Genomic DNA, 9,903 nt, shown 5'->3' with positions numbered 1-9,903 from the left:
TCCATTAGTACCACCGTGCCAAAATCGGCTTGCAAACTATCTAACTGGTGTTTTAAAGTTTTTGCGCAACGTCACGGAAGTTTACGTTTATGGTTGATATGATATCAGCGCCATCTTTTGCGGTTACTTCATCCTCGTCCATTAGTACCACCGTGCCAAAAATCGGCTTGCAAACTATCTAACTGGTGTTTTAAAGTTTTTGCGCATTTTCGCCATTAATATAACTGGCGTAAGCACCTTCTAAACCAACCGGGTTCTTAACATTTTCGTTTACATACCCTATGGTACGGGCAGCTAACGATTGGAATGGTAAAATGCGTTTGTTTTGTTGCACAACAATTAATCCGCCTTTGTATTTACCCATCCTGAAAATCGGGAACTTACGGATCTTTTTCAACTCGGTAAAAGTCACTCTCCGACGGATCAACTGGTAGCGCGAACCGTCCTTACGGGCATCGCGCAGCATGCGTGAATATTGCGTTTCTGATTTATCCGGATATAACTCGGCCAGTTTCATCGCCAGCGAATCCACCTTGCCATAAAAACTTTATCGTCTTCAATACCACCGGCAAACATATCCATATGCAACTCATACTCAGGTACCGATGTTGCCAGCAAGCTGCCATCAACCGAAAGGATATTACCGCGCGAAGCTTCTACATTTTCATAACGGGTTGACATTTTTGAGGCCATCGCCTTCCATTTTTTACCCTGTATAAACTGCAGCCGGTACATCTGTATAATTACCGCTACCGAGAAAAGGACGATAAGTCCAAAGGCCGGAGTAAACACGAAGCAATATGTTGGTTCTGATACTCATTGTGCAGCATCCTCCCTGATGGTAATTTTTTGCGCCGGTTGTAATGATTCTTTTATCCCCAAAGTATCCACCCGCTTAGCCACTTCTGATAACGTGCTTTTATAGGCCGGGTCGGCTTTGGTTACTTTATACTCCCGTGTTAATTCGTGTACTTCTTTTGTTAATTTATCTATGTCACGGATATTTTTTTCGGCCGTGGCGGTTACCTATATATATCATCCCCAGCAAACCCAGAACAATACAAACGGCAAAGCGCGGGTAGCCTCATCAGTACTGATAAAGCCCCGGTAAAAAATTTGGTCAAAAAGTTCTCCGGAATCTCCTTTGCAGGCTTTTCCTCCACGATCAATTCGCTCTCTGCTGTCTCCTCCGGAATCTCTGTGCGTAAACGATTCATCTTACTTTTTAATTGCTATCCTAATTTTGCACTGCGTGCCCTGTTATTAACTGCTATTTCTTCTGCAGATGCGGTTATCGCACCACGGCTTATCGCGTCAAATGGTTTTTGGTCGTTACCAAAAAGTCCTTCTCTACCTCGCCGCTAAACTTGCCTTTGGCAATGAAATTCTTTACCAGCCTGTCCTCCAGCGAATGGTATGACATTACCACCAGCCTGCCACCTGTTTCCAACACATCAGCCGTTTGGATCAAAAATCTTTTAAAGCTTCCAGCTCCCGGTTAACTTCAATCCGCAGCGCCTGGAAAACCTGCGCCAGGTATTTATTTTCTTTTCCTTTCGGGATACGCGCCGAGATCACATTTTTCAAGTCGGCAACTGTTATAATCGGCGCGTTTAACCGGGCAGTTACAATTGTATTTGCCAGCGATTTCGCGTTTTGTATCTCCCCATAAATACCGAAGATGCGGTGCAGCTCGGCTTCGGTATAGTTATTTACTACTTCTTTAGCGCTTAGTTCTGATGCCCGGTTCATGCGCATATCCAACTCCGCGTCAAAGCGGATAGAGAAACCACGCTCGGCCTGGTCAAACTGGTATGATGATACACCCAGGTCGGCCAGTATACCCTGAACCGGGATAGCGCCATGCAGGCGGCAAAAGTTTTTCAGGTAGCGGAAGTTTTGATCGATAAACACAAAGCGCTCATCATCAATTAAATTTTGCTGCGCGTCGGCATCCTGGTCAAAAGCCAGCAGCTTGCCTTCCGGGCCCAAATGTTTTAAGATCTCTTTTGAATGACCGCCGCCACCAAAGGTCACATCGACATATGTTCCGTCTTTTTTAATATCAAGGCCGTCAATACATTCCTGCAGCATTACGGGGTTGTGGTAATTACTCATCATTCCCCTTCCTGCGCTACCCATTACTTCTTCGGCAAGGTTTGCAAAATTTTCGGGCTCGTTATCCAGTTGCGCATTGTATGCTTCTTCGGCCCAAACCTCTATTTTATTAAACTGGCATGACAGCACCACATCGGCATCAATGCCCGCATATTCCAATAACGACTTCGGTAAAAGCACCCTGCCGGCACTGTCCAAACTCAATTCTGACGCGCCACGGGTGAAATACCTGATAAATTCGCGCGTTTTTTTCTCGTATTGATTAAGCTTGCTCAGGTCCTCAACTATCTTATTCCATTCTTTCCGGGTGTAGATCACCAAATGCTTTTCGAAGCCGCGATTGATCACAAGGCCCTCATTAACAGCTTCGGGAAGCTGTTTTTTGAGGCCAACAGGGATCATCATGCGTCCTTTGGCATCCAGTTTACAATCAAACTCACCTAAAAAATTAGACATAGTTACACTTCGGCAATTATTGTAACGTAAAAGTAAATAGCTTTTACCACTTTTAAACACTTTTTCCCACTAAAAGTTTTCAACATGTTTGATATGTGAGTTTTAGTGCCACTCTCAACTACTCTCCAACACCTGCCATTCTTAAATAATTGATTACCAGATGTAACAAAATTGTTCTGTAAAGAATATGATATTAAATTGCGTGGGGTTGAGAAAATGAGGAGATTTATTATAAATCTGAACCAATGAAAAACCTGAACAAATTCCTGCTATTAATTATACTGCTGCTTAATACCACCCGGTTATATGCGCAAGAAACTGTTAATAAAGGAGATATCATCATCCATATCCAAACAAGCAACTCGCAGACTTTTGGAAGTAATTTTATGCATGTTTATAAAAGAGGAAATAAAGTGGAGATTATGCATGCAAAGTTTGACAGCATAAGAAATTCGGCTGTAAGAAAAGATACTGCATATATAAATGCCATTAAGGACCCTCATCATTTAGAGCCGAAGCAAATTGGGCGGATCGGGAAGATCTTTGATCGCTACAGGGTGTATGATACAACAAGATCCATTGTCAATTTAAAGAAAGACACTGCCTATCGTAAACTGCTATTATTAATTGCGCAAACCAGCAAAGAAGACCTCGAAAAAGCAGGGTCCCGAATCGCATTTATTTAGATGGATTTGGTTTTTCATGTACTGTTATTACCGACACGGGTACTAAGAATATAACAATCCATACTCCTATGGCTGATACCCATCCGATAGTAGCGGCGCTTTTAGATGAAACTTATAAAAGGGTGTTTCCTAAACAGAAAGCTAAATAACACCATATAAAGCACCACCCTTTTCGCCCATCTTATCAATCAACTTCTCCACCTCCGGGTCTTTAACCAATACCGGTGCATGATGCGGTTTTATCCGCGCATCAATAATCAGCGGACCGTAGCAGCCCCAGTGTTTATGTTCGGTAAACTCATTTATCCCATAAATATCGTGCGATGGGTTACTGCGGGTAAAGGTTACCCAAACAAAGTTGTTAATATTTTCGGCTGTGAAAGCGGCATCATCGCATAGTACCATCAAAGGTATTCCTGACAAGTCTGATTCGGCAAAATGCTCCTGCAAAAATTCGAGCATCATAGGCATATCGCTGGTGCGGATGTTTTTGGCACTTCGACAGCCAACACACCCGGCATTACCATTTTATAATTTACAAACGGTTTGGGTAGCGTAAAACCAACAGGCACATCGGTCCAAAGCTCACGTTTTACATCTCCGGCTACGGTAATTGCTACTTTACTGCCCGAGTTTAATCCGCTGCCGCTATAGTCCAAAGTATCAATAGTAGTGCGGGTATGGAAATGCAGGTCACGGGTAAGGTCTATTCGCTGCAAAATATGTGTCAGGAATGGGACAATATCATTCACATCTAGTTTCGGGTCATCCTCATGCGCGGCTATGAACAGGTATTTGGCCAGGGCTAAGCTGATTCTTGCCTAATATATGGTTGGCAATAGTTAGGATCTCCTGTGGCTTACGTTCTTTAATATACGGCGTATAACGCTCGCTGCCTATGGCAAATAGCAGCGGGTGTACACCGGCAGCATCAACCGCGTTAACGGCGTGCAGGCCCGGGATTTCCTGCGGCAGGGCCGATCCGGTTATTTCATGGATCAATGCGCCAAAGCTGGTATCCTCCTGTGGCGGCCGGCCAACTACGGTAAACGACCATATGGCATCTTTACGATGGTATACATTATGAACTTTTAATAATGGGAACGGATGCGCCAGGCTGTAATACCCCGGTGATCGCCAAACGGGCCCTCTGATTTATTTTCGTGCGGCTCGACAGTCCCGGTGATGATAAAGTCGGCATCTGTTGAAATACAAAATCCTTCCTCATCATAAAAATAACGGAACCGCCGATTACCCAGTGCGCCGGCAAAGGTCATTTCTGACAGCCCTTCAGGCAACGGCATTACCGCGGCCACCGGGTGCGATGGCGGGCCGCCTACAAATATGCTCACCTTTAAAGGCTGGCCCTTCGCGTTGGCTTTGGTTTGATGCACTCCAATGCCGCGATGCAATTGATAATGCAGGCCAATCTCTTTATTTAATATATAATCGTTACCGGCCAGCTGGATACGGTACATGCCCAGGTTGGCATTCATGATGCCGGGCTTGTCGCTATCTTCGGTATATACCTGCGGCATGGTAACAAACGGGCCACCATCCTTAGGCCAGTTAACTATCTGCGGCAGGTCGCTGATATTACATTTACTAAAGTTTGAAATGCTGCCGCTTTTCATGGGCAAAGCCGATAGCGCCGTAAGCGCAACGTTAGCATATTTAAATGGGTGCTTGATGGCTTGCAGTGGGTCGGTTTTTACATCAACCAGGGTTTTAACCTTATCCAATGAATCGCGGAAGATAAATTTAGAACGCTCCAACGTTCCAAACAAGTTGGATACCGCCGGGAATTTACTGCCCTTTACGTTTTCGAACAAAATTGCAGGCCCGCCCTTCTCAAATACCCGCAGGTGGATCTGCGCCATTTGCAGGTATGGGTCAACCTCTTCTTTTATACGTATTAAATGACCGTGTTTTTCAAGGTCGGTGATGCAGGCTTGTAAACTTGGGTAACCCATATTAAATAACTAAACAGTCGCAAATGTACAAATTGAAAAAGTGTTAACTTTAAATAATGAAACCTTTGATAGTATTGTTAGCCACATTTGCCCTGAGCTGCCTAATATTTTATGCTATGCAGCACGATGCTAATTTTATTTTAAGCGGGCGCATAGCCATGGCTTTTATGCTGACATTTACATCAGTAGCGCATTTTGCTTTTTTGATGGGATGATAATGACTATGCCACCCTATATACCTTTTAAAAGGTTCATGGTATATTTTACCGGGATACTGGAGATAGCAGCCGGTATAGGTTTATTGTTTATCTCCATCCACTATACAGTTGCTATAGCGCTGATCATATTTTTGTAATACTCATCCCATCTAATATCCACGCCGCGCAAAACCATATCAATTTAGAAAAGGCAGATTATAGCGGTAAGGGGTTATCATACTTATGGTTCCGCATACCGTTACAATTGTTTTTTATTGTCTGGGTGTGGTATTTTGCAGTGTTGAATTAAAGGTCTAAATCCCCACCAATCCCATAGATAAACATTAAACAACGTGCTTAAAAAAGTTATTCTTATTTTTAGCGCTTAAACGTTTTGTGTTTAATATGTCGGTTATTGAGCTTACTATTATTATACTCATCGGCTCGTATTTAGCGGGTCTGCTTGGTTCACTAACCGGCCTTGGTGGCGGCTTTATAATTATCCCGCTGCTTACCCCGGTGCTGCATGTTGATATCCATTATGCAATTGGCGCGTCATTAATATCGGTTATCGCTACATCGTCCGGCTCGGCCGCTGCTTATGTAAAAGAGGGTATCACCAATATGCGGCTGGGAATGTTTTTAGAAGTTGCTACCACAGCAGGCGCTATGGCAGGGGCAATACTGGCCATATATACATCTACCCATTATATAGCCATATTATTCGGGCTGATATTAATATCATCAGCAGTAATGTCACTGTTCGAGAAAAAGAGTATCCCGTTAAACAAACAAGTTATTTAGGTGAAAAATTGAAGTTAAACAGCAGCTACCCCACAGCGGACGGTGTTGTTGAGTATGGCGTTGCTAATGTAGCAGGCGGTTTCTTCATGATGCTTTTTGCAGGGGTAATATCGGGGCTGTTGGGTATTGGCTCGGGCGCGTTAAAAGTTATGGCAATGGACGGCCTGATGCGCATACCCTTTAAAGTATCAACAACTACCAGCAATTTTATGATAGGTGTTACAGCTGCAGCAAGCGCTGTTGTTTACCTGCAACGGGGATATATCGACCCCGGACTTTCTATGCCTGTGGTAATAGGCGTATTGCTCGGCGCCATGACGGGTTCAAAAATATTGGTAAACAGCGCATCATCTAAATGGATCAGGATAGCTTTTTCTGTAATAGTAGGCGTTATAGCTATACAAATGATCTATAATGGCATAATAGGTAAAGTATAATGGCGAAACTAAAAGATACAGATATAAAATTGGTTATTGCCGGGCATTGCGCACCGGGGTGTTCCTGTCAATTGCTATTGTCTTTTTTGGAGGGGTTATTTATATCTACCGCAATGGCTATACCATTGCCGATTACCATACTTTTAAGGGGTGCCCGATTTTGTACAATTAGGGGTATCATAAACGGCATATTAACCTTCAGGGGCAGGGCAATTATACAGGCAGGGATCATTTTATTGATATTCACCCCCGTTATCCGGGTTGTATTTTCGGCAATCGGTTTTATCCTCGAAAAAGATTACCTGTATACGGGTATCACCTTATTGGTTTTGCTTATTATATTTATAAGCATGCTTAGCGGGCATTCCGCCTAATTACTATTGCCGGTTCCGGCAACGCCACCCGCCCTGTTTTGTTCGTCCTCATTACCCGCGCTATGCTTAGCATTGCTTTTTAACGAACTGTTACCAAACTTATAACTAAAGCTTAGTTTAAACCACCTACTTTCTGCCTTATCAAATATAGTGGCATTAAGATTTTGGTATTTTATTACATCATAATCGCGTTGCGTATTAAAAATATCATTTACAATTAAACGAAGATTGCCCCTTTTATTGAAAAGCTGTTTGTTTACAGCTGCATCAATACGATAAACATATCTAAACTGTCCTATCCCATAAAATGTAGGTGTTTCATATTTACCCAAAAGTTGTGCCGTAAGCGTATTGCTTATCTTAAAATTTTGCGTACCCGAAAATATAACATCCTGCGTACCCTTATTTAAATTGCCGTATTGCGGGTAGGCTTTGATGCGCTGATAGGAAGCATCAACAGAAAAGCTTGCATCCCACCATGATGTAAACACTACTGGGGCAGAAACTCTTATGCCCAATACCGAATAAATGCCAAAATTACTATTGGTTGTTACACTTACCTTATTAGAATCGTTTTGCAACAGGTTGGTAAAACCATAAAAATTGGTGGTGGTCATACCATATAAGCTGGTTACCAAAGTTTTATTGTAGGTATGGGTTAGCTCTATCTTATCTGTGTATTGCGGCAGTAAATTAGGGTTACCCGCAGTATAATCATACAGATCCACATAACGCCTGAAGGGGTTTATCAGCTCATACAACGCACGGTTTATGCCACGGTCATAACTAAAGTTAAGCTCGTTTTTATCGTTAACCGTGTAATTTAGTTGCACATGCGGAAACCAATCCACATAATTTCCGCGAATTTATTTGCCATTTCACCCGTGGCGCGTATATTAAAGTTTGTAAGTGCCGGCAGGAGATGCTAACTATTGCCAACCATTATTGGAATATGCAGCTTAGATGGCCAAATACCTGTTCATGCCAGTTTAGGATGACCCGAAATAGAGTTTTGGGCCGAAGAAGCATACAATGCGCAACTGATAGACCTTACCCGTGACCTGCATTTTCCATACCGCACTACTATTGATACTTTGGACTATAGCGTAGCGAGTTAAACTCGGGCAGTAAAGTAGCAATTACCGTAGCCGGAGATGTAAAACGTGAGCTTTGGACCGATGTGCCTGTTGGTTTTACGCTACCCAAACCGTTTGTAAATTATAAAATGGTAATGCCGGGTGTGTTGGCAATGAAGTGCCAAAAAACATCCGCACCAGCGATATGCCTATGATGTCGAATTTTTGCAGGAGCATTTTGCCAGATCAGACTTGTCAGGAATACCTTTGATGGTACTATGCGCCGACCTCGTGGTCATCATACCAGTTTGACCAAAGCCGAGCGTGAGTTTATCCGCTTGACCGCGAGCGATATGCGCATGAACCAGCATCAGAACTAAGCGCTAAAGAAGTAGTAAATAACCATACCGAAGCCGAGCTGCACCGCATCTTTCGGTATTTATGGTAGAGATAAGCACAAACGAAACGTCACAAAACACACTGTAACTGCCGGTTAGGAATCGTTGATTATAACAGTTGCCGACTTGAAAATGTGATTCGGCGCGTATCCCGAAAGGAAGAATAAATACCGGGCGCAGGTTTTCCCAGTGCTGCGGATTGAAGTTAACCAGAGCTGGAAGCTTTAAAGATTTTTTGATCCAAACGGCTGATGTGTTGGAAACAGGTGGCAGGCTGGTGGTAATGTCATACCATTCGCTGGAGGACAGGCTGGTAAAGAATTTCATTGCCAAAGGCAAGCTTAGCGGCGAGGTAGAGAAGGACTTTTTTGGTAACGACCAAACCATTTGACGCGATAAGCCGTGGTGCGATGTCCGCATCTGCAGAAGAAATAGCAGTTAATAACAGGGCACGCAGTGCAAAAATTAAGGATAGCAATTAAAAAGTAAGATGAATCGTTTACGCACAGAGATTCCGGAGGAGACAGCAGAGAGCGAATTGATCGTGGAGGAAAAGCCTGCAAAGGAGATTCCGGAGAACTTTTTGACAAATTTTTACCCGTATTTTATCAGTACTGATGAGGCTACCCGCGCTTTGCCGTTTGTATTGTTCCCCGGTTTGCTGGGGATGATATATAGGTAACCGCCACCGGCTGAAAAAATATCCGTGACATAGATAAATTAACAAAAGAAGTACACGAATTAACCCGGGAGTATAAAGGCAACTAAAGCCGACCCGGCCTATAAAAGCACGTTATCAGAAGTGGCTGCTGGGTGGATACTTTGGGGATAAAGAATCATTGGCACCGGCGCAAAAATTACCATCAGGGAGGATGCTGCACAATGAGTATCAGAACCAACATATTGCTTCGTGTTTAATTCGGCCTTTGGACTATCGTCCTTTTCTCGGTAGCGGTAATTATACAGATGTACCGGGCTGTGGCAGTTTATACAGGGTAAAATGGAAGGCGATGGCCTCAAAAAATGTCAACCCGTTATGAAAATGTAGAAGCTTCTGCGCGGTAATATCCTTTCGGTTGATGGCAGCTTGCTGGCAACATCAGTACCTGAGTATGAGTTGCATATGGATATGTTTGCCGGTGGTATTGAAGACGATAAAGTTTTTTATGGCAAGGTGGATTCGCTGGCGCATGAAACTGGCCGAGTTATATCCGGATAAACCGTGAAACGCAATATCTACGCATGCTGCGCGATGCCCGTAAGGACGGTTCGCGCTACCAGTTGATCCGTCGGAGAGCATTCTTTTACCGTGGAGTTGAAAAAGATCCGTAAGTTCCCGATTTTCAGGATGGGTAAATACAAAGGCGGATTAATTGTTGTGCAA

General features: G+C 43.5%; 15 protein-coding genes and 3 pseudogenes. 8 read left to right on the top strand and 10 right to left on the bottom strand.

The window, feature by feature from the left end; all coding sequences use genetic code 11:
• Window positions 1–190: 190 nt before the first annotated feature.
• The 5 genes and pseudogenes from HK413_RS21675 to mraZ all read right to left on the bottom strand — a co-directional run.
• Complete coding sequence (locus HK413_RS21675) at window positions 191–532, bottom strand: hypothetical protein (protein WP_175270584.1); 342 nt, start codon at window positions 530–532, stop codon at window positions 191–193.
• Window positions 514–792, bottom strand: a complete 279-nt coding sequence (locus tag HK413_RS21670) for a hypothetical protein (protein WP_175270583.1) — start codon at window positions 790–792, stop codon at window positions 514–516. The genes HK413_RS21675 and HK413_RS21670 overlap by 19 nt, the downstream gene beginning before the upstream one ends.
• Before the next feature lie 24 nt (window positions 793–816).
• Window positions 817–993: an FtsL-like putative cell division protein gene (locus HK413_RS18770; protein ID WP_317169627.1), complete on the bottom strand. Its 177-nt coding sequence runs from the start codon at window positions 991–993 to the stop codon at window positions 817–819.
• 239 nt (window positions 994–1,232) lie between these two features.
• Window positions 1,233–2,121, bottom strand: a pseudogene (gene rsmH / locus HK413_RS14120) (16S rRNA (cytosine(1402)-N(4))-methyltransferase RsmH).
• 3 nt (window positions 2,122–2,124) lie between these two features.
• Window positions 2,125–2,574: pseudogene (gene mraZ, locus HK413_RS14115) on the bottom strand (division/cell wall cluster transcriptional repressor MraZ); the annotation flags it as partial.
• 245 nt (window positions 2,575–2,819) lie between these two features.
• Between mraZ and HK413_RS14110 the strand changes: the two are divergent.
• A complete protein-coding gene (locus HK413_RS14110) occupies window positions 2,820–3,260 on the top strand; it encodes a hypothetical protein (RefSeq protein WP_175270582.1) in 441 nt (146 codons plus the stop codon).
• A gap of 141 nt (window positions 3,261–3,401) precedes the next feature.
• On the opposite strand, the gene HK413_RS18765 is transcribed toward HK413_RS14110, so the two are convergent.
• The 4 genes and pseudogenes from HK413_RS18765 to HK413_RS14105 form a co-directional block, all read right to left on the bottom strand.
• Window positions 3,402–3,725: a hypothetical protein gene (locus tag HK413_RS18765; RefSeq protein WP_246230591.1), complete on the bottom strand. Its 324-nt coding sequence runs from the start codon at window positions 3,723–3,725 to the stop codon at window positions 3,402–3,404.
• Window positions 3,722–4,012, bottom strand: a complete 291-nt coding sequence (locus tag HK413_RS18760; protein ID WP_246230589.1) for a hypothetical protein — start codon at window positions 4,010–4,012, stop codon at window positions 3,722–3,724. Before HK413_RS18760 ends, HK413_RS18765 begins: the two co-directional genes overlap by 4 nt.
• Window positions 4,013–4,031: 19 nt before the next feature.
• The gene (locus tag HK413_RS22520) at window positions 4,032–4,262 is read right to left on the bottom strand and encodes a hypothetical protein (protein WP_394353195.1); all 231 of its coding nucleotides are present in this window, start codon (window positions 4,260–4,262) and stop codon (window positions 4,032–4,034) included.
• A gap of 87 nt (window positions 4,263–4,349) precedes the next feature.
• Window positions 4,350–5,233, bottom strand: a pseudogene (locus HK413_RS14105) (UbiD family decarboxylase); the annotation flags it as partial.
• A gap of 56 nt (window positions 5,234–5,289) precedes the next feature.
• On the opposite strand from HK413_RS14105, the gene HK413_RS15695 reads away from it, so the two are divergent.
• From HK413_RS15695 to HK413_RS14090, 4 genes are all read left to right on the top strand, one after another.
• On the top strand, window positions 5,290–5,448 hold the full coding sequence (locus HK413_RS15695) for a hypothetical protein (RefSeq protein WP_217452337.1): 159 nt from the start codon (window positions 5,290–5,292) through the stop codon (window positions 5,446–5,448).
• A gap of 387 nt (window positions 5,449–5,835) precedes the next feature.
• Window positions 5,836–6,234 carry a sulfite exporter TauE/SafE family protein gene (locus HK413_RS21665; protein WP_317169626.1) on the top strand — a complete coding sequence of 133 codons (399 nt, stop codon included), beginning with the start codon at window positions 5,836–5,838 and terminating at the stop codon, window positions 6,232–6,234.
• Between the two features lie 8 nt (window positions 6,235–6,242).
• Window positions 6,243–6,671: a sulfite exporter TauE/SafE family protein gene (locus HK413_RS21660; RefSeq protein WP_317169625.1), complete on the top strand. Its 429-nt coding sequence runs from the start codon at window positions 6,243–6,245 to the stop codon at window positions 6,669–6,671.
• Window positions 6,671–7,045 carry a DUF1634 domain-containing protein gene (locus HK413_RS14090; protein ID WP_317169624.1) on the top strand — a complete coding sequence of 125 codons (375 nt, stop codon included), beginning with the start codon at window positions 6,671–6,673 and terminating at the stop codon, window positions 7,043–7,045. The genes HK413_RS21660 and HK413_RS14090 overlap by 1 nt, the downstream gene beginning before the upstream one ends.
• Here the strand turns inward: HK413_RS14090 and HK413_RS14085 are convergent.
• Complete coding sequence (locus HK413_RS14085; protein ID WP_175270581.1) at window positions 7,042–7,896, bottom strand: outer membrane beta-barrel family protein; 855 nt, start codon at window positions 7,894–7,896, stop codon at window positions 7,042–7,044. The two genes, HK413_RS14090 and HK413_RS14085, sit on opposite strands and share 4 nt — an antisense overlap.
• An 822-nt stretch (window positions 7,897–8,718) precedes the next feature.
• Between HK413_RS14085 and mraW the strand changes: the two genes are divergently transcribed.
• From mraW to HK413_RS20220, 3 genes are all read left to right on the top strand, one after another.
• Window positions 8,719–8,910 (top strand): 16S rRNA (cytosine(1402)-N(4))-methyltransferase, encoded by a 192-nt coding sequence (gene mraW, locus HK413_RS20225; protein WP_175270580.1) that lies wholly within the window; start codon window positions 8,719–8,721, stop codon window positions 8,908–8,910.
• A 99-nt stretch (window positions 8,911–9,009) separates the two neighbouring features.
• Complete coding sequence (locus tag HK413_RS14075) at window positions 9,010–9,201, top strand: hypothetical protein (RefSeq protein ID WP_175270579.1); 192 nt, start codon at window positions 9,010–9,012, stop codon at window positions 9,199–9,201.
• 405 nt (window positions 9,202–9,606) lie between these two features.
• Window positions 9,607–9,738 carry a hypothetical protein gene (locus HK413_RS20220; protein ID WP_262886927.1) on the top strand — a complete coding sequence of 44 codons (132 nt, stop codon included), beginning with the start codon at window positions 9,607–9,609 and terminating at the stop codon, window positions 9,736–9,738.
• Window positions 9,739–9,903: the final 165 nt, after the last annotated feature.

This window comes from Mucilaginibacter humi (genome assembly GCF_013087555.1).
The sequence above is the reverse complement of the archived record's forward strand: the minus strand, read 5'-3'. Positions and strand labels throughout refer to the sequence as shown.

What these genes read in the sequence shown, in the direction of transcription:
- HK413_RS15695 (WP_217452337.1), top strand. Translation starts at nt 5,290, where the DNA reads ATGAAACCTTTGATAGTATTGTTAGCCACATTTGCCCTGAGCTGCCTA.
- HK413_RS21665 (WP_317169626.1), top strand. Translation starts at nt 5,836, where the DNA reads ATGTCGGTTATTGAGCTTACTATTATTATACTCATCGGCTCGTATTTA.
- HK413_RS14075 (WP_175270579.1), top strand. Translation starts at nt 9,010, where the DNA reads ATGAATCGTTTACGCACAGAGATTCCGGAGGAGACAGCAGAGAGCGAA.
- HK413_RS18765 (WP_246230591.1), bottom strand. Translation starts at nt 3,725, where the DNA reads ATGATGCTCGAATTTTTGCAGGAGCATTTTGCCGAATCAGACTTGTCA.
- HK413_RS14110 (WP_175270582.1), top strand. Translation starts at nt 2,820, where the DNA reads ATGAAAAACCTGAACAAATTCCTGCTATTAATTATACTGCTGCTTAAT.
- HK413_RS14090 (WP_317169624.1), top strand. Translation starts at nt 6,671, where the DNA reads ATGGCGAAACTAAAAGATACAGATATAAAATTGGTTATTGCCGGGCAT.